Origin of the sequence: Psychrobacillus sp. INOP01, assembly GCF_018140925.1 — a bacterium.
In the GTDB taxonomy this organism is placed as follows: Bacteria; Bacillota; Bacilli; order Bacillales_A; family Planococcaceae; genus Psychrobacillus.
This window is the reverse complement of sequence record NZ_CP073315.1, coordinates 3,628,542-3,651,737: the sequence shown is the minus strand read 5'-3', so window position 1 is coordinate 3,651,737 and position 23,196 is coordinate 3,628,542. Positions and strand designations below refer to the sequence as shown.

Below are 23,196 nucleotides of genomic sequence, written 5' to 3'. Positions count from 1 at the left end.
TCTTTATAAATATTCCTTACTTATATTAATGCATTCCCATTCAGGATTAGATTCCAAGAAACGGATGGCGTTCATAAGTTCTCGTTCAGCTGCATCTTTTTGGGATGCAATTGAAACGATTCCAATAGTTGTACGCTGCCACGTATCTTGATGGTCTAATTCTGAAATAGAAACATTATACTTTTGTTTAGTTCTTGTGAGCATTCGTTGAAGAACTGCTCTTTTTTCTTTTAAAGAATGTGCAGTGGGAACGAGAAATTCGCAGTCTGCATATACAATCATTATCGTTTAATTTCTTCCATGATATATGCTTCTACAATATCGCCTTCTTTGATATCATTGAAGTTTTTAATCGTAATACCACATTCATATCCTTTAGCAACTTCTTTGGCATCATCTTTGAAACGTTTTAAAGTATCTAGTTCGCCTTCAAAAATAACAATGCCTTCACGAATAACACGAACACCACTATCTCTAGAAATTTTACCCTCCGTTACGTAAGAACCAGCAATCGTACCAACTTTAGATACTTTGAAAGTTTCACGAACTTCGGCTTGACCGATAATTTTCTCTTGGAATTCAGGGTCAAGTAGCCCCTTCATTGCAAATTCGATTTCTTCGATAACTTTATAAATAACACGGTGTAATCGAATATCTACGCCTTCTTGATCGGCCATACGTTTTGCATTTGTATCTGGACGGACGTTAAATCCGATTACGATTGCATTCGATGCAGCAGCTAGGCTAATATCTGATTCCGTAATTGCTCCCGCTCCAGTATGAATGATGCGAACATTTACGCCTTCTACATCTATTTTCATAAGGGAAGCAGCCATCGCTTCAACAGTACCTTGAACGTCTGCTTTGACGATTAAGTTTAACTCTTTCATTTCCCCTTGTTTCATTTGATCAAATAAATTGTCTAATGTCACACGAGTTTTTTCTGAGCGTTGAGTAACTTGTGCTTCTGATGCACGAGATTCTCCAACTTGACGAGCTGTTTTTTCATCTTCAAATACAACAAAGCGATCTCCAGCTTGAGGGACTTCGTTTAAGCCAGTAATTTCAACTGGAGTAGAAGGACCTGCCTCTTTCACACGACGACCAAGGTCATTAACCATTGCTCTTACGCGTCCGAATGCATGACCAACAACGATAGGATCTCCAACTTTTAACGTACCATCTTGAACTAGTAATGTAGCAACAGAACCTCGACCTTTGTCAAGTTGAGCTTCAATTACAGTTCCTAATGCAAGGCGTTTTGGATTTGCTTTTAACTCTCCAACTTCAGAAACAAGTAATACCATTTCTAATAGGTTGTCGATTCCTTCCCCTTTTAGTGCTGAGATTGGCACGAAGATAGTTTCGCCACCCCATGCTTCAGGAACTAAACCATGCTCTGTTAACTCTTGCATAACACGGTCAGGGTTTGCAGAAGGTTTATCCATTTTATTTACCGCAACGATAATTGGCACCTCAGCTGCTTTAGCATGGTTAATAGCTTCTACAGTTTGAGGCATAACACCATCATCCGCTGCAACTACAAGAATCGTGATATCCGTAATTTTCGCACCACGTGCACGCATTGTCGTAAATGCAGCATGTCCTGGTGTATCTAAGAACGTAATCTTTTTGTCATTATCTACTATCTGGTAGGCACCGATATGTTGAGTAATACCGCCTGCTTCCCCAGCAGTTACTTTTGTATGACGAATGGAGTCAAGAAGCGTTGTTTTACCATGGTCAACGTGACCCATAATTGTAACAACCGGTGGACGCTCTGTTTGATTGGTACTATCTTCTGGAGTAGGATCGAAGTGAACCTCTAAATCAGTAATATCGATTCGAATTTCTTCTTCTACTTCTACACCATAGTCTGCACAAATAAGTTCAATTGCATCCTTATCTAATACCTGGTTTATTGTTGCCATTACGCCAAGTAAGAATAATTTTTTGATAATCTCAGCCGGTTCACGACCAATTTTTTTCGAAAGTTCTAAAACAGTTAAAGAATCGGTAAACGTAATTTTCGCAGGAAGTTCGCGTTCTTTTCTTGGTACTGGTGGTTGAACTGGTGTAGTAGGACCTTTTCTACGTTTTTGGAATTTTTGACCTGGTCTATTGCCACCTGGACGATTCTGACCACCCGGACGATAAGCACCTGCTGGAGCTTTGTTATTAGTAAAAGTCTTTTTAGGTTGGTTATTAGTTCCTTGTGTACTGCTAGCTTGAGTACTACTACCCGTAGTAGGTTGGTTAGATGGTCTTGATTGCCCTTGTGACGACGGTCTTTGTTGACTTTGGTTAGAAGGTCTAGATTGGCCTTGTGAAGCTGGTCTTTGTTGACCTTGGTTCGATGGTCTAGACTGTCCTTGTGAATTTGATCTTTGTTGACCTTGACTTGTAGGTCTTGATTGATTTTGTTGTACTGGTTTTGCAGATGTTTGAGCAGGTTTTGTTGTTTGTTGCGATGACTTTTTATAAATACCATCAAGTTTACTGATAGCATCTCCTTCAAGTGTAGACATATGATTCGTTACTTGAATATTCATCTTTCCTAGTTGCTCAATAACTTCTTTACTAGATTTATCTATTTGTTTCGCGTATTCATGAACTCTGATTTTAGTCATTAGCTCACCCCCGGTTATATTCGTTGAGAAGGCCGGACAGTTTTTTAGCGAAACCGTCATCCATAATGGCTATTGCCACCCTGGCCTCTTTTCCCGTCGCATGTCCGAGATCGTGCCGGTCTCCAAAGACATGCAGCTCAACGTTAAAAGATGCACATTTATCATTAATTTTTTTTGCTGTATTTTTAGAAGCATCATTCGATAAAACAACTAGTTTTGCCTTTTGGCTTCTTATTTCTTTTACTACTAATTCTTCACCAGTTATTGTTTTTCTTGCTCGAGTCGCTAAACCCAATAGATTAGATATTTGTTCTTCTATTGTCATTTGAGTTTTTCTCTTTCAATAATGACGATTAACTGATCATATATTTCATTTGGAATTGGTGCTTCTAAATGAGTGCCTAATGAATTTTTCTTTTTCGCTTGGTTTACCGCTTCGATAGATTTAGATACATAAGCACCACGACCTGATTTTTTACCTGTTAGGTCCACGGAAACTTCTCCTTCTTTCGACCGGACTATACGAATCATTTCTTTTTTCGGAAACATTTCACCAGTAGCAACACATTTACGTAACGGTATTTTCTTTTGAACCGCCATACAAAATCACCATCCTTGCTTATTCTTCTTCTTTATAAAAATCGAAATCATCCAATTCCTCTTCGTCCAAGTTTTCTATTATAAGCTGTGGAGAATTTTCATTGGGATAAATACCAAGTTCTCTTGCATCTGTTTCACTTTTAATATCAATCTTCCAACCAGTCAGTTTTGCTGCAAGACGAGCATTTTGACCTCTTTTACCAATTGCAAGAGATAGCTGATAGTCAGGAACAACAACGGTTGTGGATTTTTCTTCTTCATTTACTTGAACGTCGATTACTTTAGAAGGACTTAGTGCATTTGCTACAAACACTACTGGATCTTCAGACCATTCAACTATGTCAATTTTCTCTCCACTTAACTCATTCACAATTGTTTGAACTCGAGCTCCTTTTGCCCCAACACATGAACCAACTGGATCAATTTCATGATTATGTGCAAAAACGGAAATCTTAGAGCGATCCCCTGCTTCACGAGCAATTGACTTAATCTCGACAATACCTTCAAAGATTTCTGGTACTTCCATTTCAAACAAGCGACGAAGTAAACCAGGGTGTGTTCTAGAAACGAATACCTGTGGACCACGAGTTGTGCGTTCTACTTTGGTAATATACACTTTGATACGTTCATGAGGTCGGTATGTCTCTGTTTGAATTTGCTCATTTGCAGGTAATACTGCCTCAACTTTTCCTAATCCCACGTATATATTCCGTGCATCTAAACGTTCAACGATACCATTTACGATATCATCTTCACGATCCACATATTCTTCGTAAATAAGACCACGTTCAGCTTCGCGTACACGTTGAGTTACAACTTGTTTAGCTGTTTGAGCTGCAATACGTCCAAAATTACGTGGAGTTACTTCCTCTTCCACTACATCACCAATTGCATAGTGTGGGTTTATAGTCTGCGCATCCTCTAAAGAAATTTGCAAACGATCGTCTGCTACTTCTTCTACTACATCTTTTCTTGAATAAACCAGCATAGTACCAGTAGCTAAGTTAATATCCACTCGAACATTTTGGGCTTGATTAAAATTTCTTTTGTAGGCTGTCACTAAAGCAGCTTCTATTGCTTCTATTAAAACATCTCTTGAAATTCCCTTTTGTTGTTCGAGCGCAGTTAACGCATCTAATAATTCACTACTCACTGCTTTCACTCCTCCATATACGTTATGCAGAGAAATCGATTGCTAAACGAGCAAGCGCAATTTTCTCTTTTTCAATTTGAATTTTTACTCTTCTAGTTTTAACTCGTACTTCGATTAATACGCCTTCTTCCATTGAATAAGAAAGTAATGTCCCTTCAAATTCCTTTGCTCCGTTCACTGGTTCGTATGTTTTGATATAAACATACTTGCCAATTGCATTCGTGAAGTCAGCATCTTTCTTCAAAGGTCTTTCTGCTCCAGGAGAAGAAACCTCTAAGAAGTAATTTTCCGATATTGGATCTTCTACATCTAGCTTTTCACTTAACTTTTCACTAACTTGAGCGCATTGTTCAATATCAATACCGCCAGCTGGAGTATCAATATAAATACGTAAAAACCAATCTCGGCCTTCTTTTACATATTCTATATCTACAAGATCTAAATTTAACTCTTGTAAAATAGGCGATACAAGTTCTTCAATTTTACTTGTAATATTACTCATATAAGCCTCCTACACAACAATGATTTTCTATATAACAACAGAAAAGAGCGGGAAATCCCACTCTTTCGTCACAGAACTATGAAACATTGGTAGTTTTATATTACCATACATCATGTAGCCTTGCAAATTTCCTACTAAAACAGAGAAAGCTGATTGGCATCTGGTAAGCCTTCTAAACAGCCCATCGCATCCATATATTCGATGATTGTCTTCGATACTTTACCTCTTTGTTGAAGGTCTTCCTTCGATAAAAATTCGCCATCAATTCTTGCTTTAGCAATTTGAAAAGCAACATTTGTACCTAATCCTGGTATCGAATTAAAAGGAGGAATTAATGTATTTCCTTCAATTATAAATTCATTGGCATGCGATTTGTATAAATCTACTTTTTGTATTCTAATGCCCCGTTCAGACATTTCTAATGCAATTTCTAATACTGTCAATAAGTTCTTTTCCTTTGGAGATGCTTCAAGTCCCTTTGCGTTAATCTCGTCTAATTTAGCTCGGATTGTTTGAGATCCGTTTACCATAGAGATTAAATCAAAATCAGACGCCCTAACTGTAAGATACGCTGCATAATATAGTATGGGATAATGAACTTTAAAGTATGCAATGCGAACCGCCATTAATACATATGCGGCAGCATGAGCTTTCGGGAACATGTACTTAATTTTTTTACAGGATTCAATATACCAATTGGCAACTCCCTGTTTCTTCATCTCTGCTTCAAATTCTGGAGATAGCCCTTTACCTTTCCGCACGGACTCCATGATTTTGAACGCTAAGGAAGGATCTAAACCTTGATAGATTAAGTAAACCATAATATCATCACGACATCCAATTACATCAGAAAGCTGACAAGTGCCAGCTTGGATTAGCTCCTGAGCATTTCCAAGCCATACATCTGTTCCATGCGATAAACCAGATATTTGGACTAACTCAGAAAAAGTAGAAGGTTTTGTTTCTTCTAGCATTTGTCGAACAAATCGAGTCCCAAATTCCGGAATTCCTAAAGTACCAGTTTTACAATCAATTTGTTCTTCCGTCACACCTAATGAAGCAGTCCCACTAAATATCTTCATCACTTCTGGATCATCTGTAGGTATTGTTTTAGGATCAATTCCTGAAAGGTCTTGGAGCATACGAATAACAGTTGGATCATCGTGCCCTAGAATATCTAGTTTCAGTAAATTATCATGTATGGAATGAAAATCAAAATGAGTTGTTTTCCATTCAGAGTCCTGTGCATCTGCCGGAAACTGTATCGGTGTAAAGTCATATATATCCATATAGTCCGGAACAACAATAATACCACCTGGATGCTGTCCAGTTGTTCGTTTAACACCAGTACACCCCTGCACTAAACGATCTATTTCTGCACCGCGAAGAGCCATATTGTTATCGTTCATATAGCCTCTTACGTATCCATATGCCGTTTTTTCAGCGACTGTTCCGATTGTACCAGCACGAAATACATAATCTTCTCCGAATAATTCCTTCGTATAGTTATGCGCTATAGGCTGATATTCGCCACTAAAGTTTAAATCTATATCGGGAACCTTATCCCCTTTGAATCCTAGGAAAGTTTCAAACGGAATATCTTGCCCATCTTTTACATAAGGGGTATCACATTTAATACAATTTTTGTTTGGTAAGTCAAAGCCAGAACCAACTGACCCATCTTGGAAAAACTCTGAATGCTGACAACTTGGGCATACATAATGAGGTGGTAACGGGTTTACTTCAGTAATTTCCGTCATTGTTGCTACAAGAGAAGAACCTACCGAACCCCTTGATCCAACCAAATAGCCGTCATCTAATGATTTTTTTACTAATTTATGAGAAATTAAATAAATAACAGCAAAACCATGACCAATAATGGATGTTAATTCCTTCTCAATACGTGCCTCTACTATTTCAGGAAGTTCTTCGCCATAAATTTCTTTTGCTTTAGAATAAGTAAGGGATCTTACCTCTTCATCTGCCCCTTCAATCTTAGGTGTGTATAAATCATCTTTAATTGGTTTAATGTCGTCAAGTGAATCTGCTATTTTCTGAGGATTATTCACTACAATCTCTTCTGCTAGTTCTTCTCCCAAAAATGCAAAGGCATCTAACATCTCATTTGTCGTACGGAAATGTACTTTAGGTAGCCCGTGGCGATTTAGAGGATTTGCCCCACCTTGAGAGTTTACTAATATTTTTCTAAAAATAGCATCATTCTCATGTAAATAATGTACATTCCCAGTTGCTACAACTGGTAAATCTAATTTTTTGCCGAGTTTAATCATTTTACGGATGATGTCTTCTAAATTCCATTCGTCTCTAACTAATTCTGCCTCGATTAAATGAGCGTATACTTCTTTAGGGTGTATTTCTAAATAATCATAGAACTGAGCAATCTCTTCTACTTGCTCTAATGGTTTTTGCATAAGACCTTCAAAAACCTCACCTTTATCGCATCCTGATCCAATGATAAGTCCTTCTCTATGCTTTTGCAGCACAGATCGTTTTAATCTTGGTACACGATAGAAGCTAGTAGTATGAGCAAGTGACACTAATTTGAATAGATTTTTTAATCCAATTTCATTTTTTGCCAAGATTGTGCAGTGGGTAGGTCTAGCTCTCTTATAAGAATCACCTTGTCCAATATGCTTGTTAAAATCATCGTGATACTCTATTTTATGTTCCTCTGCTTCTTTTAATAAATGAAGCAATAAATAGCCTGTTGCCTCACAATCAAAGATTGCTCGGTGGGCTTGTGTCAGCTCAATATTGAATTTTTTTGTTAGAGTACCAAGACGATGAGATTTCATCTCAGGATGTAATAACCGGGCAAGCTCTAAAGTATCAATTACTGGGTGATTGAAATGATCTATTCCAGTTCTACGATAACCCTCGTATAAGAAGCCCATATCAAAAGATGCATTATGTGCAACAATTATGCCATCTCCAATAAACTCGTAAAAGTCTTTAATAACCTGTTCTATCTCAGGCGCATTACGAACCATTTCATCGGTAATTCCAGTTAACTCGATAGTAGTTGCAGAAAGAGCATGATGCGGATTAACAAATCGTTCAAATTTATCAATTATATTGCCGTTTTGCATTTTTACAGCTGCCAATTCAATTATTTTGTCGTAAGTGGCAGATAAACCCGTAGTTTCTACATCAAATACTATATATACTGCATCCTCTAATGCAGTATGCTGTTCATCATAAGCAATAGGAACTCCGTCATGTACAAGATTCGCTTCTAAGCCATACAGAATTTTAATACCATTCTTTTTACCTGCTGCATACGCTTCAGGAAATGACTGTAGATTAGCATGATCTGTAATGGCTATAGCTTTGTGACCCCATCTAGCTGCTTGTGAAACTAACGACGAAACAGAGGAAACAGCGTCCATTTGACTCATTGGTGTATGAAGATGTAGCTCTACTCGTTTTTCTTTAGCCGTATCCATGCGGACCATTGGATTTATCTCGTTCATATCTTGTGCCATAATGATTAAATCTCTTACAAAAGTATCATTTTGCACTGAACCTCTAACCTTTATCCACATTCCTTTTTGCAGTCGCTCCATCATTTGAGCATCTTCTTTATCTCTAGAGAACATCTTCACTAATATGGAATCTGTATAATCGGTAACTTTCGCAGTCAAAAGAGAACGTCCACTTCGCAATTCTTTAACTTCTACATCGAATACAAAGCCTTCAATCGTCACTCTACGTTCTTCATCCTGGATTGTTTTAATATCAATAATAGGTTCATCTTTTTTAAGCGGTACTCCCAGTTGGAAAGGACCGTCTGTATTTTGGTTGCCGTTTTCCTGTCTATTTTGGTCACGTTTTTGCATATCTTCTAACGCTTTTTGACCAAGTTTCTCTTCTTCTATACGGCGTTGTTCTAAAAACTCTGACTGTGCTTTAGCAATTGCTTCTGTATCTTCTACTAAACGGAAGTCGAATGCAATTTTAGGAAACCCAAACCCGACATATACATCAGATAATTGTTCGATATATTTCTTTTTAAATGTACGCAATTCAATTTCCTGCCCACAGGTTAAGTGAATCATCTGACCGTTCCATTCAGGTTGTTGTTTTAACAAGCGTTCTTTTAAAGGTGGAGCCATATCACTTAATTCTTTAAGAACTAACGGCCAATATTGGTTGATCAGTTCCTGCGAAACTTCTTTGCCCTCACTTTGAATAGTGAGCAATATATTAGCTATACCGGAGAACTTTTCTATTAGTCTTGTTTGGAATATCGTAAATACATCTATTGGTAGTATAGCCTGTAATTGAATTTGAAAATCCCATTGTCTATTTTTCTTATGTACAGTGAATCGATCGATGGATGCATGTTCAAAGTGCTTTACGAAAGAATCCTCTGTTAAATCCAGTTGTTGCAATAACAAGTGCATCCTCATTTTCCCGTCATCCATAGCTCGTATCCCTCCTTTTGCAGAAAAAGAAAGGAAGTTCAGATAATTGAACTCCCCCCCTAAATTTTTTACCCATTGAAGAAAAATCTTTGTATATCATTCCATGTAACGACAACCATTAATACCATAAGCAGCATAATTCCCACAAAGTGGACCATACCTTCTTTTTGTTTGTCTATCGGTTTCCCACGTAAAGCTTCAAACAAGAAGAATAATAATCTTCCTCCGTCTAATGCTGGTAATGGCAATAAATTCATAATACCAAGATTTATACTAAGAATTGCAGCCCAGTGCATTAAATTGTATACACCATATTGCGCAACTTCTTCTGTCGCTTTATATATTCCAACAGGACCTGATAAATCATCAATTGAAAAATTACCAGTTATTAATGTACCAAGTATAGTAAATATACGTTTAGTCCATTCATATGTCTGTTCTGCCCCGTAGACAACTGCCTTAACAGGATTTTTCTCTAACGGACTAGAGTATTGTACACCAATTTGTCCCACTTTTTCTTTCCCAGCTACAACTTCATTCGGCGTCATAGATAGATTTACTTCTTGCCCATCACGTTCTACTGTAAATTCCATTAGCTCGTTTGAACTAACCTTCACTTTTTCAGATAGTTCGTCCCATGTAGTAATAGAAGCTCCATCAATCTTCGTTACCAAATCACCATCTTGCATACCAGCTTGTTCAGCAGGACTGTCTTTAACTACAGTTGTAATGACAGGTTCATATGTTGGTACTCCCTGAAACAATCCAAGCGCTAAGAATATGAAAAAAGATAAAATAAAGTTAAAAAGGGGTCCTGCAAAAATAGTCATTGTTCGTTGTCCAACTGACTTCGAACCAAATTGACGATCAGCAGGTGCAATTATTGTTTTATTGCCCTTTTCATTTATGACAGCATTTCGCGCTACTTTGTATCGCACTAACTTTTCTTCTTCATTGTATCCTTCGATAAACATTTGGTCGGTTAAATTAGATCTTTCTACTTCTAAAAACAACATATCTGGAAACTGTTTGTTTTGATTTAATAAAATCTGATCGATTTCGTCTAAATCATTTAGATGTATCCCTAAACGATAGCCAGGCTGTAGCTCAACAGAGTCCATATCTTCACCCGCCATACGAACATATCCACCAATTGGCAATAATCGCAGTGTATAAAGAGTTTCGCCCTTTGTATATCCAAAGATTTTAGGTCCCATACCTATCGCAAACTCACGCACCATTATTCCTGCTCTTTTAGCAAAGATAAAATGCCCAAACTCATGGAAAAATACAATACTTCCAAATATAATTATAAACGCAATGGCTGTCTCCATTATACCCCACCTTTAGTTTCTAGCTGATTATGCTTTCACATCTCATCATTTTACCATGTTCTGAACGGATTTTCTTGTTTTAGCATCTACATGAAGAATTGTTTCTAAATCTGGATTCGAAAGGTTCACATGTTCATCCATTGCTCGCTCTATTAACTCATCAATTGTTAAGAAGCCAATCTTTTCTTGTAAAAATAATGCTACAGCCGCCTCATTTGCAGCATTTAGAACCGTCGTCATTGTTCCACCTGCTCGTCCTGCATCAATGGCCAATTTCAATGCATGATAACGTGTATAATCCATCTCTTCAAAATGCAATTTGCCTATTTGAGCCAAGTTAAGTCGCGGGGCCGTTTGTCTTGTCAATCTTTCTGGATAAGACAATGCATATTGAATTGGTACACGCATATCCGGAGTTCCTAGCTGAGCAATAACACTAGTATCTTGAAATTCAACCATCGAATGTATAATACTCTCTCGGTGAAGTAACACTTCGATATCATCATAAGCAATATCAAATAGAACTTGGGCTTCAATTACTTCTAGGCCTTTGTTCATCATCGTGGCAGAATCAATCGTAATTTTCGAACCCATAGACCAGTTCGGATGATTAAGTGCATCCTGTACAGTTACATTTTTTAGCTCTTCCCGCGTACGATCTCTAAAGCTTCCGCCCGATGCAGTGATTATTAGCTTTGCAATTTCCGAACGTTTTTCTCCGTTCATTGCTTGGAATAATGCGGAATGCTCACTGTCGACTGGAAGAACTGGCACATTATGTTCCTTAGCAGCTTTCATTACTAAGTGTCCTGCAGTCACTAACGTCTCTTTATTAGCAATTGCAATTGTAATTCCCTGTTTGATGGCTTCTAATGTTGGTCTTAAACCTACACTACCTAGTACTGCATTCACTAAAACATCTGCATCTGAATGAGCAGCAACTTGTATTAGTCCATGTTCACCAAAAACTATTTCTATTTGAGGAAACTCTTTTCCTAATTGAATGGCATCCTCCTCGGATAAAACAGAAACTAAAGGAACAGTAAAATCTCGAATTATTTGCTTTGTAGCTTCTATATTTTTCCCCGCTGAAAATGCTACTAGTTTAAACTGTTCTGGATGTTCTTTTATTATATCCAGTGTTTGTATCCCGATAGAACCAGTGGCTCCTAATAAGCTTATTCTTTTCGCCATGAAATAATGTCGTCTCCTTATATAAAATGTAAAAAGTGAAGAAGCGGTAAGACAAATAAGATACTGTCAAAACGATCCAAAACTCCACCGTGACCTGGCAACAGATTACCAGAATCTTTCACATTATAATGTCTTTTTATCGCCGATTCCACTAGGTCCCCTAGTTGTCCAAATATAGAAGCAACAATGGTAATTCCTATTAAAACTAGCATTGATGAAGTAAGTGGGCTTATCCATTGAATGATAAAAGCAGTGATTAATGCCCATATGATTCCACCTATAAATCCTTCTACGGTCTTATTTGGAGAGATTTCAGGCCATAATTTCCTTTTCCCAATTTTTCGACCAGTAAAGTAAGCACCAGAATCTGTTGTCCATACGATAAGCAATGCAAAAATAACGTATGCCAAACCTTCATTTCTTGTTTCTATAAAATAATAAAAACCAATTCCAACGTAAAGTGTACTCAAAATTACAAATGCTGCATCATCAAAAGTAAAACGATTTTTTACTAAAACTGTATAGATTAACACTAAGAAAACTCCAACAAACACCCATTCTAATTTTGTGTGTCCTGTATATGGTAATATCTCCTCCGCTAAGGATGACGGCAATAATAATAGAAACAGGAGCAGAAACGAAACTAAACCTGCGAATGAAAATAATTTTATACCCTTCATACGAAGCATCTCATGCAATCCAACTGTTGCTATTATGTATACTGATATAGTGAAAACAGACCCGCCTAATAAAACAATTGGGAGAAATAGTGCTAATGCAATAGCACCAGTTATAATACGTTGTTTCAATTCACTTCTTCCCCCTTAAGTCCACCGTATCTTCTATTCCTTTTTTGATATCCTTCAATAGCTTCTAGCAAACAAGCTTCATCAAAGTCTGGCCACAGTGTATCAGTAAACCAAAACTCAGTGTAAGCGAGCTGCCATAGCATAAAGTTACTCAGTCGAACTTCGCCACTCGTTCGAATAAGAAGATCAGGTTCGGACAAGTCCTTAGTCATTAAATGACTCGTCAGTAATTCTTCCGTAATTTCTTCCTCAGAAATTTCATCTTGCTGTATTTGTTTAGTAATACGTTTGACTGCCTGCACAATCTCATCTCTACTTCCATAGTTCATAGCAAAGTTTAGTATGAGACCGTCATTTTGTGCGGTTTCATCCATCGCTTTGTTAATAGCTCTTTTTGTATGCTCAGGCAGCATCTTTAAATTCCCCATCATACGTACTTGAACATTTTGCTCAATTAACTCTGGTAAATACGTCCCTAAAAATTCTTCGGGGAGTCTCATTAAAAATTCTACTTCCATTTTTGGACGCTTCCAATTTTCTGTGGAAAAAGCATACAAAGTTAGCGTATCTATTCCGAGTTCATTTGCAAATCGCGTTATTTTTTTAACAGTCTTCATACCTTCATGATGACCAGCAATACGGGGAAGTGACCTTTTTTTAGCCCATCTACCGTTCCCATCCATAATAACTGCAATATGGCTGGGCAATTGTTCTTTTTGGGCATTTATTTTTCGTTCATCTAAATGAATACTGGTTCTATTATTATTTTTACGAATAAGTTTTTTAAACATTTAGAAACCCCCAATCTACCAAGTCGAACGTCTATACCTATCATAACAAATAAACGTACATATAAAAAGACGTCCCCTTCAAAGGACGCCTTTTTTAAATAAAAGTTCAGAAGTACTTAACCTAGACTAATCATTTGAAGAAGATTTTGGTATTATTTAAAACTTTAACCCTAATCACATCTTCTAAAAGGTTAAACATCTAAAATTTCTTTTTCTTTTTCTTTTGTAATTGCATCGATTTTTTCAATATTAGCATCTGTAAGTTTTTGAATTTCATCTGTATAATTTCTTAACTCGTCTTCTGTAATTACACCAGTTTTCTCAAGTTTTTTCAGATCATCATTGCCGTCACGACGAACGTTACGAACATTTACTTTTGCTTCTTCCGCTTCTTTTTTCACTTGTTTAACTAATTCTTTACGGCGCTCTTCCGTTAATGCTGGAATTGCAATACGAATTAATGTTCCATCATTAGTTGGAGTGATCCCTAAATCAGATTTCATAATCGCTTTTTCAATATCCCCTAGAATTGTTTTATCATAAGGTAGGATTGTAATTAAGCGAGCTTCAGGTATAGAGATACCAGCCATTTGATTGATTGGAGTTGGTGCGCCATAGTAGTCTACAGAAATTTTATCAAGTAAAGAAGCACTTGCACGGCCAGCACGGATAGTAGATAATTCTCTACTATAAACTGATATCGTTTTTGCCATTTTATCAGTTGTTTGCTCTATCACTTTTTTCGGCATTATGAATTCCTCCTAACGACTGTACCTATGGTCTCCCCTAGTACAGCCTTTTTAATATTACCTTTTTCCATAATCGAGAATACAATAAGAGCTATGTCATTGTCCATACATAAAGTAGATGCTGTAGAATCCATAACTTGGAGTCCTTGCTGAATCACTTCAATAAATGAAAGATTATCATATTTTACTGCTGTACTATCCGTTTTAGGATCAGCAGAGTATACGCCGTCTACATTATTTTTGGCCATTAATATAACATCCGCTTCTATTTCTGCTGCTCTTAAAGCTGCTGTTGTATCTGTTGAGAAGTATGGATTTCCTGTTCCTGCCGCAAAAATAACTACTCGTTTTTTTTCTAAATGACGAATGGCTCTTCTACGTATGTAAGGCTCTGCGACTTGTCGCATTTCGATAGATGTCTGTACGCGTGTTTCGACACCTGCTTTTTCAAGTGAATCTTGTAGTGCCAGTGAATTCATAACTGTAGCAAGCATACCCATATAGTCCGCAGTAGCACGATCCATGCCCATTTCGCTTCCTACTTTACCTCGCCAAATATTTCCTCCACCAACAACTACCGCAACCTCTACGCCAAGATCTACAACTTCTTTCACTTGTTCAGCTACAGATTTAATAATGTCAGGAGATAAACCGAAACCCTGTTCTCCAGCTAATGCTTCGCCACTTAATTTTAAAACGATTCTTTCGTATTGTGGTTTGCTCATAGGTATCCTCCATCTCTATCTTGAAAAATAGGGAACACAAATTACGTGCTCCCCGGTTGTTATTGCATATTATTTCTAGCAAAGACGCACTTATGCGCTTTCGCTTTTTTTATTGTCTAGCTCCAGCGCCTTGCCCCTCGGGGTCAAATAACCTTACATCAATGAAGACAAAGGCCGTCTTCTTTGGTTTAAGAACATTTGCCTGTCGGGGCAAACATAGGCGCTTTCGCATTTCTTATATTAATTCCCTTTTACTTGGCTCATTACTTCTTCAGCGAAGTTGTCTTCACGTTTTTCGATTCCTTCACCAACAGCATAGCGAGTGAATGAAACTAGTTTACCACCAGTTGATTCAACAAATACTTTTACTTTTTGGTCTGGATTTTTAACGAAAGATTGCTCTAATACACAAACTTCTTCAAAATATTTACCAAGGCGACCCTCTACCATTTTAGCAACGATATTTTCAGGTTTTCCTTCATTTAAAGCTTGTTCTGTTAATATTTTACGTTCACGTTCTACTTCATCAGCAGAAACCTCATCACGTGAAATATAAGCTGGGTTTAATGCTGCAATGTGCATCGCAACATCTTTAGCAGCTTGCTCATCTGTTGACCCTTCTACTACTGTAAGAACTCCGATACGTCCTCCCATGTGTAGGTATGGTCCAAATGTATCTGCATCTGTTTTAGTTTCGATTACGAAACGACGAAGTGTAATTTTTTCTCCAATTTTAGCAACTGCGTTAGAGATTAAGTTTTCAACAGTAACCCCTTCTTCAACTGTCGAAGCTAAAGCTTCTTCAACTGAAGCTGGCTCTGTTGCTAATAAATGAGAAGCAACTGTTTGAACTAATTGTTGGAAAGATTCATTTTTTGAAACGAAATCAGTTTCTGCATTCATTTCTAATAATACAGCTTTGTTTCCTTCAACTTGAATATAAGTAGTTCCTTCAGCAGCAATACGATCTGCTTTTTTAGCTGCAGAAGAAAGACCTTTTTCACGTAAAAAGTCGATTGCTGCTTCTAAATTTCCATCAGATTCTACTAAAGCTTTTTTACAGTCCATCATACCTGCACCAGTTTTTTCACGCAATTCTTTTACCATTTGTGCTGTAACTGCCATTATAAATTCCTCCTAGTACAATTAGTGTCATTTTCTCAAAAAAAGGTGATAAGAGGTTTGGCCGCTTATCACCTGTTAAGTACAATTTGTATTACTCAGGTATTACTCAGCTGCAACTTCAGCAGAAGTTACTTCTTCGTCTTCACCTTGTCTTGCTTCAAGTAATGCATCCGCCATTTTAGCAGTCAATAATTTAACCGCGCGAATTGCATCATCATTTGCAGGAATTACGTAGTCGATTTCATCTGGATCACAGTTTGTATCAACGATTCCTACTAATGGAATGTTTAGTTTGCGAGCTTCTGCAACAGCAATACGCTCTTTACGTGGATCAACAACGAACATTACGTCCGGAATAGCTTTCATATCACGGATACCGCCTAAGAATTTAACTAGACGCTCATGTTGTTTTTTAAGTTGAACAACTTCTTTTTTAGGTAGCACTTCAAAAGTACCATCTTCTTCCATTTTTTCAATCGCTTTTAGACGAGCAACACGTTTTTGAATTGTACCGAAGTTTGTTAAAGTACCACCTAACCAACGTTGGTTAATATAGTAGTTACCTGAACGTTCAGCTTCATCTTTAATAGCTTCTTGAGCTTGTTTTTTAGTTCCTACGAAAAGAACTTTCCCACCGTCTTGACCTACTTGACGCATGAAATCATAAGCTTCTTCTAATTTTTTCACCGTTTTTTGAAGATCGATGATGTAGATACCGTTACGTTCAACAAAAATGTATTTTTTCATTTTTGGATTCCAACGGCGAGTTTGGTGACCGAAGTGTACACCAGCCTCTAATAATTGCTTCATTGAGATTACTGACATGATTTATTTCCTCCTGGTTTGGTTTAGTCTTCCGCATTCATCATTTTTCATTAGCTACTCTATATATAGAGCACCTGCTAAATCCATCCGAACTGCGTGTGTATTCATACCGTTTTCTAATATAACATATGATTTTTATACTTTCAACTATTTAGTCGTTAAATTTTAGAAAAAGCTCTACTTCCGTCTTCCCTATTTGTAGCATTTTTGCTATTTCGTCAGAATTTTTCCCTTCTTCATGATGAAATAATACTTTTTCTCTCACAGTTTCAGGCACTTTTTTTGTAGTTGTTTGGACAGATTTCAAATAACTGCTTGCTGCTATTTGTTTAGATACAAAAGAAATTGGAGGTTCGAAAGTTGTTGCTGCTTTTATGAACGGTTTTTCTGAAACTTCTGGATCGGTAGTTTTTGGTACATCTGTATTTTGCAGTTCCTGTAAAAGTCTATTATTTTCATCTGTAATTTCTGCGATATAAGCACTAAAAGAATCTTCAATGTCAATTAAGACTTGTTGTTGCTTTTGTTCCATATTATTAAATCTTGAAATCTTGGCATTTAATAGAGCAATAAAGTAAAAACTTATAACTTGCAATAAGAATAATATTATTAATATAGTCGTTATCATAACTGCTCCTAACCACTAAAATCTACAAAGTTCCCTTTGAAAGGATGCTTTGTCTCTTTTATTTCCCGTTCTCTCTTTTCTCTGTTCTGCCGCTCTTGCTCCGTTCGTTCTCTTTCTTCCTCCGAGCTTGTCTCCGAAGCTTCATTAGACTTTGTGACGGTTTCTCTATTTTTTTCTAACTGTCTTTCCGAAGCTGCTTGCGCATTAGATTGATGGATGGCACTTTGTTGTTGGATTTGATCGGCTACTTTACCGGCATCAAACGTTTTAGGAATAGCTATTTGAAGTTCCGCTAATTTTAAGCTCATGGTAGTATCCCCTTTTTCTATACGAGTCAATTTCATAATTAAGTGATTAGTAGTAGAATCCGAACAAAGTTGTTTTCTGCTCCAACGCACTTTCATGTTTCGAAGCTAGCCCAGCGATGCAGAAACAGGCGGACGCTTTCCGCTCAGCACGGCTTCAATCTCCTCGGGCCAACAGGATGTTGGTCACGAAAGCGTTGAGGCCCACAGGATGTGGGTTATACAATCGTTGCCGCAGGACGCGGCGAACTTAGATTGCCTTCCTTTTGAAGTTGTGGAGTTCTTAGCCAATGTCCCTTTTAACGTTCCTGCGGGGCTTTCAGCTCGTGCACCTGTCGTTTTGCTTTCGGCGCGGAGAACATTTGCTGTTCCAGCTGGAGTCGCCGCCTTGCGCTCCAATCAACAAAGTCCACTTTAAATAAATGGATAATTGAATATAAAACCACATAAATATTCTTGTATTATAGTAAGTAATTATGAAATAGACTCAGACATTCATCATTTCATTCATTAATAGTTTTCTAAGTTTAAAAAGTGCTTTCGAATGAATTTGAGATATTCTAGAAGTAGATAAACCTAGCATCTCTCCAATAACCGTGAGCGTCAATTCCTCTGTATAAAACAAACTTAACACTAATTGCTCATTTTCATTTAATTGTTGAATTTGATCGGCTAAATCATCGATTAACTCTCGCTTAACCATTTGTTGTTCAGGAGTTTTCTGAGAGTCATCTCGAATGACATATGATTTGTTTTCAGGTTCTTCACTTTCTTGTAGTTGCTCATCGATTGACAGTACATTGGAGAAAAAATGCTCCTGTACTGTATGATATACATCTTCTACAGGCATTTCGACAAATTCCGCTATTTCTTCAGCAGATGCATGTCTCATTAACTTTTGCTCGAGTTCTTCAATTTTAGCTTCTAATTTCTTTGCTTTTTCTCGCGAAGAGCGTGGAAGCCAATCTTCTTTCCTCAATCCATCAATGATAGCCCCTCTAACTCGAAACGAAGCATACGTATCAAATTTTAGCTCTCTACTATAATCAAATTTATTGATAGCATCAAATAATCCCATCATTCCTAAACTTTTAAGCTCTTCTCTAGATATATTTTTAGGGATACCTGCACCGATTCTTTGCACATGATAGTTAACTAGCGGTATATATTTTCTCATGAGTAAATCTCCGGCCTGAGGATCTTTGCTTTCAGTCCAACTCTTCCATAGAAGCTGCTCATCTGTCGAATCTTGATTTGCCACAATTATCCCCCTTTCCAATATATCTGATCATTATGGTTATTATAACAAAAATCTCACTAAAAAGGGGAGTCGAAACTATCGACTCCCCTTGTTTTCCATTCATCACGACCTATTAAGTCTGTGAGTTGGGCTGCTCATCTTCCTTTAACATTGTCTTTACTAACTCTGCATAATCTTCTGGAGAAATTTCGGATTTTAAAATTTCAGCATCCTTCTCAACAAGAACATCTTCAATTTCTTCCGGTGGATTACTTATTATATAACTAATAATTGCTCTAGCTAAAAATGTTAGAAGAAAGAATACAAAAGCAACAATACACGCTTTAAGAATAATTCCCATTCCTTCTATAAAGGGAAAAGAATATAAAAAATATACACTAAAAGCAATAAGCGCTATCCAAAAGTTAGAGAGAATAGTTCCTACCATTATATATTTCTCACTCCTTGGTTCACTGTTCGAATATTTAATAGTTTGGTAGTGGGATCGAACTCGATAGTTCTGCCACTATTTCCTCCTGTATCTTCTGCAAGAATAGGAATAGAATATTTTTTTAAATACTCTTTTACCGCCTCGACATTTCGTGGCCCAATTCGCATTGTATCTCTTGTAGAAGAGAACTGAAACATTTGAGCTCCTCCAGCTATCTTAGCCTTTAGCTTATAAGATTGAATACCTTCTATTTTTAACTGCTCCACCATCGCTGTAATTCCCGTATCTGCAAATTTCGCAATATTTATCGTTTCAGTTCTACCAAGACTAGAATCCGGTAGCATAACGTGGACCATGCCCACTGTTGTTGATCTTTCGTCATATAGAACAACTCCTACACACGAACCAAGCCCAGAAGTACGTATTTTATCCGGGGCTTTTGCAATATTCATATCTGCAATACCGACTTTTACTATTTGACCTTGTGCGTTCATATTAGTTAACTCCTAAAGCTTTAAAAATAGCATCAAATGATTCTGGATCTGGCAATAAAAAGAAATGCCCTTTCACACTTTCTTCATTTGGAACGTCCTCTTCAATAATAGCTGTATCTATTACAATGACATAATCACTTATATGAGATAACTCTACCAATCCAAAACTAATGATAGCACCAACCATATCTACGCTCAGGGCAGGTACAGTTGGGTATATTTTTAAACGTGTAAAATCTGATAATGCAGATAGATAGGAACCAGAAAGTATATTACCAAGTTCCTGCATTGCAGAGGCTCCTATTTCAGATACTTCACCTGTTTGAAAATCGAAGGTTTCATCTTGTACCAATCTTCGTATGAATCGATTCGCTTGCTCTACTGGTAGGACAAAAAACATACTGCCAGTTACATCACCTTCTATACGAAGATAAATGCCAGCAACTACACTTTCTGGTCCACCAGCTAAATCCATCATATCGTCAAATGAAACCATTTCCACCTTTGGTACCTTCATGTCAATTTTTTTATTTAATAATGTCGACAATGCAGTTGCAGCATGTGCAGCACCAATATTCCCTATTTCCTTTAAAACATCTAAATGCATGGAGGTTATTTTACTGTCATACATCATTTAAACTCCTGACTTAATAGGATTTAATACATGATTTAAGTGAAGAAGGATTAAAAGACGGCTATCGATTTTTGCAACTCCAGCTATAAAGTCTTGTTCCATACCCCCAACTACCTCAGGCTGTGGTTCAATTGAATCAACTGGAATATCTAATACATCATTAGCAGAGTCAACAATCACCCCAACATCCATATCGTCCAACGTTATTATAATAATACGAGTAGATTCACTTAAACTACTCTCTCCTAGTCCAAAGCGATTTTTCAAATCAATAATAGGAGTAACTACCCCTCGTAAGTTGATAACTCCCTTCACAAATGAAGGAGTTTTAGGGACACGTGTAATATAAATAAGTTTTTCAATACCTTGAACCTGACTTACAGGTATCACATATTCTTTGTCTGCCAGTTGAAAAACTACTACTTTTAAATTTTCAAAGTCTACTGCTACTGTCATAATGCTCTCTCATCCTTTCTAGTAGATGCTATTTAACCGATTAATGCATTACAATCTACAATTAGCGCTACTTTACCATTACCCAAAATAGTTGCACCAGAGATTGCGAATACACTTGATAAATATGCACCAAGTGATTTTAAAACGATTTCTTGCTGACCGATAAACGAATCTACAACTAGGCCAGCCATTTTATCTCCTTTTCGGACAAGAACAACAGAGTGAAATTCATCATCTGTACTTTCTCTAGGAACATCAAATACATTTTCTAAGAATACTAAAGGAACAACTTTCCCACGGAAATCTATCACTTTTTGGTTATGAGCATTTAATATATCTGAAGAGCGAATAATCGCTGTCTCGATAATAGAAGAGAGCGGTATAGCGTATATTTCCTCACCAAGTTCTACTAGCATTACTGAAATAATAGAAAGTGTTAACGGTAATTGGATAGAAAATAATGACCCTTTCCCTTCCGTCGATGAAATATCAATAGAACCACCAAGAGATTCAATCGTCGTTTTTACCACGTCTAATCCAACGCCTCTACCCGAAACGTCTGAAATAACATCAGCTGTAGAGAACCCAGAAGAAAGAATAAGCTCTGCTACTTGTTTATCACTTAACGTTTGAGCCACTTCGTTTGAAACAATTCCTTTTGAGATAGCTTTTTTCAAGACTTTCTCACGGTTAATACCTGCACCATCATCCTCAATCTCGATAAACACATGATTTCCGCTATGGTATGCACGAAGTACGACTGTGCCTTCCTCTGATTTACCTTTAGCTAAACGGATTTCAGGGCTTTCTACCCCATGATCTAAGGAATTTCTTATTAAATGTACAAGAGGGTCCCCAATTTCATCAATTACTGTTCGATCTAATTCTGTTTCAGCACCAATCACTTCTAAATTGATTTTTTTGTTTAAATCACGTGCTAACTGGCGTACCATTCTTGGGAATCTATTAAATACTGTTTCAACAGGAACCATACGCATATTTAATATAATATTTTGTAGATCTCCAGTTATACGAGACATACGTTCTACTGTTTCATCTAACTCGCTATTATGTAAATCTTCGGAGATTGACTGTAGACGACCACGGTCAATTACTAATTCCTCAAATAAATTCATCAATATATCCAATCGTTCAATATTCACACGAATAGTTTTACTAGATTGAACTTGATTATTTTTAGATGTAGTAGATTTTTCAGGAGATTTTACTTCCACTATTTGTCGCTTATCTTCTATGACATCAGCAATTTCCACAACTGAATTCTCTTCAACTTTGTCTAACTCTAAATTATTTCGTTTTTTAAGTTGTTCTAATGTTACTGTGTTCACTAGTACTTCTGTCACTTCAGAGACTTTCATCAATTTCTTTTGCACATCTTCTGAAGGTTCAGTTGTAACTAAAGCTACATAGAAAATTTCATCAAAATCTTCTCCCTCCAATTTTTCCACAGATGGAGAAGATTTTATAACGTCTCCCATTTTCTCTAGCAATTCAAAAACCATATATACTCTTGCAGCTTTTAGTAAGCAATCTTCACGTAGTTTGACAGAAATTTCATACGTAAAGAAATCCTGTTCAACTGACTGTTGAATGACAGTCATTTCATAATCGTCATAAGTTAACCAGTTCTCTTGAGCAATATTACCTACAACAACGGGTTCTACTGTTGTAGCAGCAACTGGAATTTCTTCCCCAGTTTCTATTTTATGTAGCTTTTGTACAGTATCTGTTACATCTAGCTTTCCTTTTCCTCCTGCCGCAATATCCAATACCATTTCTTCCAATTGATCGACAGCAACGAAAACAACGTCTAGTAATTCAGCGGTTACATGCAAACGGCTATTTCTAATTTCATCTAAAACATTTTCCATCTTATGCGTTAAATTTGCGATATCTTCATAACCCATTGTTGCTGACATACCTTTTAAAGTATGTGCAGAGCGGAATACTTCATTGACTATTGCTATGTTTTCAGGATTCTTTTCTAATTCTAATAAATGTTCATTACAAGCTTGTAAATGTTCCTTGCTCTCTTCTATAAACATTTCCAAATATTGATTTGTATCCATTGATTGACACCCC

The 23,196-nt window shown here is 37.0% G+C and carries 23 protein-coding genes; all 23 read right to left on the bottom strand.

Translation table 11 applies throughout. From position 1 onward, the window contains the following. Positions 1 to 3 precede the first annotated feature (3 nt). Positions 4 to 282 carry a DUF503 domain-containing protein gene (locus KD050_RS17840; RefSeq protein ID WP_093494485.1) on the bottom strand — a complete coding sequence of 93 codons (279 nt, stop codon included), beginning with the start codon at positions 280 to 282 and terminating at the stop codon, positions 4 to 6. Beyond that, a complete protein-coding gene (infB, locus tag KD050_RS17835; RefSeq protein ID WP_211893660.1) occupies positions 282 to 2,630 on the bottom strand; it encodes a translation initiation factor IF-2 in 2,349 nt (782 codons plus the stop codon). Before infB ends, KD050_RS17840 begins: the two co-directional genes overlap by 1 nt. A 4-nt stretch (positions 2,631 to 2,634) precedes the next feature. Then, on the bottom strand, positions 2,635 to 2,955 hold the full coding sequence (locus tag KD050_RS17830; protein WP_211893659.1) for a YlxQ family RNA-binding protein: 321 nt from the start codon (positions 2,953 to 2,955) through the stop codon (positions 2,635 to 2,637). Continuing rightward, positions 2,952 to 3,230: an RNase P modulator RnpM gene (rnpM, locus tag KD050_RS17825; protein ID WP_090562476.1), complete on the bottom strand. Its 279-nt coding sequence runs from the start codon at positions 3,228 to 3,230 to the stop codon at positions 2,952 to 2,954. The genes KD050_RS17830 and rnpM overlap by 4 nt, the downstream gene beginning before the upstream one ends. Positions 3,231 to 3,249: 19 nt before the next feature. Continuing rightward, positions 3,250 to 4,383: a transcription termination factor NusA gene (nusA, locus tag KD050_RS17820; RefSeq protein WP_211893658.1), complete on the bottom strand. Its 1,134-nt coding sequence runs from the start codon at positions 4,381 to 4,383 to the stop codon at positions 3,250 to 3,252. A 22-nt stretch (positions 4,384 to 4,405) separates the two neighbouring features. Beyond that, positions 4,406 to 4,885: a ribosome maturation factor RimP gene (gene rimP, locus KD050_RS17815; protein WP_211893657.1), complete on the bottom strand. Its 480-nt coding sequence runs from the start codon at positions 4,883 to 4,885 to the stop codon at positions 4,406 to 4,408. A 134-nt stretch (positions 4,886 to 5,019) separates the two neighbouring features. Next, positions 5,020 to 9,333 carry a PolC-type DNA polymerase III gene (locus tag KD050_RS17810; protein WP_211893656.1) on the bottom strand — a complete coding sequence of 1,438 codons (4,314 nt, stop codon included), beginning with the start codon at positions 9,331 to 9,333 and terminating at the stop codon, positions 5,020 to 5,022. A gap of 68 nt (positions 9,334 to 9,401) precedes the next feature. After that, a complete protein-coding gene (gene rseP / locus KD050_RS17805; RefSeq protein ID WP_211893655.1) occupies positions 9,402 to 10,667 on the bottom strand; it encodes an RIP metalloprotease RseP in 1,266 nt (421 codons plus the stop codon). A gap of 45 nt (positions 10,668 to 10,712) precedes the next feature. Next, a complete protein-coding gene (locus KD050_RS17800) occupies positions 10,713 to 11,861 on the bottom strand; it encodes a 1-deoxy-D-xylulose-5-phosphate reductoisomerase (RefSeq protein ID WP_211893654.1) in 1,149 nt (382 codons plus the stop codon). Positions 11,862 to 11,878: 17 nt separating this feature from the next. Beyond that, positions 11,879 to 12,670 carry a phosphatidate cytidylyltransferase gene (locus KD050_RS17795; protein WP_211893653.1) on the bottom strand — a complete coding sequence of 264 codons (792 nt, stop codon included), beginning with the start codon at positions 12,668 to 12,670 and terminating at the stop codon, positions 11,879 to 11,881. Further along, a complete protein-coding gene (locus KD050_RS17790; RefSeq protein ID WP_211893652.1) occupies positions 12,667 to 13,461 on the bottom strand; it encodes an undecaprenyl pyrophosphate synthase in 795 nt (264 codons plus the stop codon). Before KD050_RS17790 ends, KD050_RS17795 begins: the two co-directional genes overlap by 4 nt. A gap of 191 nt (positions 13,462 to 13,652) precedes the next feature. Then, complete coding sequence (frr, locus tag KD050_RS17785; RefSeq protein ID WP_211893651.1) at positions 13,653 to 14,210, bottom strand: ribosome recycling factor; 558 nt, start codon at positions 14,208 to 14,210, stop codon at positions 13,653 to 13,655. Continuing rightward, complete coding sequence (pyrH, locus tag KD050_RS17780; protein WP_090562507.1) at positions 14,210 to 14,935, bottom strand: UMP kinase; 726 nt, start codon at positions 14,933 to 14,935, stop codon at positions 14,210 to 14,212. Before pyrH ends, frr begins: the two co-directional genes overlap by 1 nt. 240 nt (positions 14,936 to 15,175) lie before the next feature. After that, positions 15,176 to 16,060, bottom strand: coding sequence for a translation elongation factor Ts (gene tsf, locus KD050_RS17775; protein ID WP_211893650.1), 885 nt, complete (start codon positions 16,058 to 16,060; stop codon positions 15,176 to 15,178). A gap of 102 nt (positions 16,061 to 16,162) precedes the next feature. Further along, complete coding sequence (rpsB, locus tag KD050_RS17770; RefSeq protein WP_211893649.1) at positions 16,163 to 16,885, bottom strand: 30S ribosomal protein S2; 723 nt, start codon at positions 16,883 to 16,885, stop codon at positions 16,163 to 16,165. Positions 16,886 to 17,036: 151 nt separating this feature from the next. Continuing rightward, entirely contained in the window at positions 17,037 to 17,513 is a 477-nt protein-coding gene (locus KD050_RS17765) for a DUF6115 domain-containing protein (protein ID WP_211893648.1), read from the bottom strand. An 8-nt stretch (positions 17,514 to 17,521) separates the two neighbouring features. After that, positions 17,522 to 17,821, bottom strand: a complete 300-nt coding sequence (locus KD050_RS17760; protein WP_211893647.1) for an RNA polymerase subunit sigma — start codon at positions 17,819 to 17,821, stop codon at positions 17,522 to 17,524. Between the two features lie 484 nt (positions 17,822 to 18,305). Further along, a complete protein-coding gene (locus KD050_RS17755) occupies positions 18,306 to 19,079 on the bottom strand; it encodes a FliA/WhiG family RNA polymerase sigma factor (protein WP_211893646.1) in 774 nt (257 codons plus the stop codon). Positions 19,080 to 19,191: 112 nt separating this feature from the next. After that, the gene (locus KD050_RS17750; RefSeq protein ID WP_211893645.1) at positions 19,192 to 19,506 is read right to left on the bottom strand and encodes a hypothetical protein; all 315 of its coding nucleotides are present in this window, start codon (positions 19,504 to 19,506) and stop codon (positions 19,192 to 19,194) included. Continuing rightward, positions 19,506 to 20,003: a chemotaxis protein CheD gene (locus tag KD050_RS17745; RefSeq protein ID WP_211893644.1), complete on the bottom strand. Its 498-nt coding sequence runs from the start codon at positions 20,001 to 20,003 to the stop codon at positions 19,506 to 19,508. Before KD050_RS17745 ends, KD050_RS17750 begins: the two co-directional genes overlap by 1 nt. A 1-nt stretch (position 20,004) precedes the next feature. Further along, positions 20,005 to 20,637: a chemotaxis protein CheC gene (locus KD050_RS17740; RefSeq protein WP_211893643.1), complete on the bottom strand. Its 633-nt coding sequence runs from the start codon at positions 20,635 to 20,637 to the stop codon at positions 20,005 to 20,007. Beyond that, positions 20,638 to 21,093: a chemotaxis protein CheW gene (locus KD050_RS17735; RefSeq protein WP_211893642.1), complete on the bottom strand. Its 456-nt coding sequence runs from the start codon at positions 21,091 to 21,093 to the stop codon at positions 20,638 to 20,640. Positions 21,094 to 21,125: 32 nt separating this feature from the next. Further along, positions 21,126 to 23,183, bottom strand: a complete 2,058-nt coding sequence (locus KD050_RS17730) for a chemotaxis protein CheA (RefSeq protein WP_211893641.1) — start codon at positions 23,181 to 23,183, stop codon at positions 21,126 to 21,128. Between the last annotated feature and the right edge of the window lie 13 nt (positions 23,184 to 23,196).

What these genes read in the sequence shown, in the direction of transcription:
- rnpM (WP_090562476.1), bottom strand. Translation starts at nt 3,230, where the DNA reads ATGGCGGTTCAAAAGAAAATACCGTTACGTAAATGTGTTGCTACTGGT.
- KD050_RS17740 (WP_211893643.1), bottom strand. Translation starts at nt 20,637, where the DNA reads ATGATGTATGACAGTAAAATAACCTCCATGCATTTAGATGTTTTAAAG.
- KD050_RS17830 (WP_211893659.1), bottom strand. Translation starts at nt 2,955, where the DNA reads ATGACAATAGAAGAACAAATATCTAATCTATTGGGTTTAGCGACTCGA.
- rseP (WP_211893655.1), bottom strand. Translation starts at nt 10,667, where the DNA reads ATGGAGACAGCCATTGCGTTTATAATTATATTTGGAAGTATTGTATTT.
- infB (WP_211893660.1), bottom strand. Translation starts at nt 2,630, where the DNA reads ATGACTAAAATCAGAGTTCATGAATACGCGAAACAAATAGATAAATCT.
- tsf (WP_211893650.1), bottom strand. Translation starts at nt 16,060, where the DNA reads ATGGCAGTTACAGCACAAATGGTAAAAGAATTGCGTGAAAAAACTGGT.
- KD050_RS17790 (WP_211893652.1), bottom strand. Translation starts at nt 13,461, where the DNA reads ATGTTTAAAAAACTTATTCGTAAAAATAATAATAGAACCAGTATTCAT.
- KD050_RS17745 (WP_211893644.1), bottom strand. Translation starts at nt 20,003, where the DNA reads ATGAACGCACAAGGTCAAATAGTAAAAGTCGGTATTGCAGATATGAAT.
- frr (WP_211893651.1), bottom strand. Translation starts at nt 14,210, where the DNA reads ATGCCGAAAAAAGTGATAGAGCAAACAACTGATAAAATGGCAAAAACG.
- KD050_RS17735 (WP_211893642.1), bottom strand. Translation starts at nt 21,093, where the DNA reads ATGACAGTAGCAGTAGACTTTGAAAATTTAAAAGTAGTAGTTTTTCAA.
- rpsB (WP_211893649.1), bottom strand. Translation starts at nt 16,885, where the DNA reads ATGTCAGTAATCTCAATGAAGCAATTATTAGAGGCTGGTGTACACTTC.
- rimP (WP_211893657.1), bottom strand. Translation starts at nt 4,885, where the DNA reads ATGAGTAATATTACAAGTAAAATTGAAGAACTTGTATCGCCTATTTTA.
- pyrH (WP_090562507.1), bottom strand. Translation starts at nt 14,935, where the DNA reads ATGAGCAAACCACAATACGAAAGAATCGTTTTAAAATTAAGTGGCGAA.
- KD050_RS17730 (WP_211893641.1), bottom strand. Translation starts at nt 23,183, where the DNA reads ATGGATACAAATCAATATTTGGAAATGTTTATAGAAGAGAGCAAGGAA.
- KD050_RS17765 (WP_211893648.1), bottom strand. Translation starts at nt 17,513, where the DNA reads ATGATAACGACTATATTAATAATATTATTCTTATTGCAAGTTATAAGT.
- KD050_RS17840 (WP_093494485.1), bottom strand. Translation starts at nt 282, where the DNA reads ATGATTGTATATGCAGACTGCGAATTTCTCGTTCCCACTGCACATTCT.
- KD050_RS17760 (WP_211893647.1), bottom strand. Translation starts at nt 17,821, where the DNA reads ATGAGCTTAAAATTAGCGGAACTTCAAATAGCTATTCCTAAAACGTTT.
- KD050_RS17810 (WP_211893656.1), bottom strand. Translation starts at nt 9,333, where the DNA reads ATGGATGACGGGAAAATGAGGATGCACTTGTTATTGCAACAACTGGAT.
- KD050_RS17750 (WP_211893645.1), bottom strand. Translation starts at nt 19,506, where the DNA reads ATGGTAGGAACTATTCTCTCTAACTTTTGGATAGCGCTTATTGCTTTT.
- KD050_RS17800 (WP_211893654.1), bottom strand. Translation starts at nt 11,861, where the DNA reads ATGGCGAAAAGAATAAGCTTATTAGGAGCCACTGGTTCTATCGGGATA.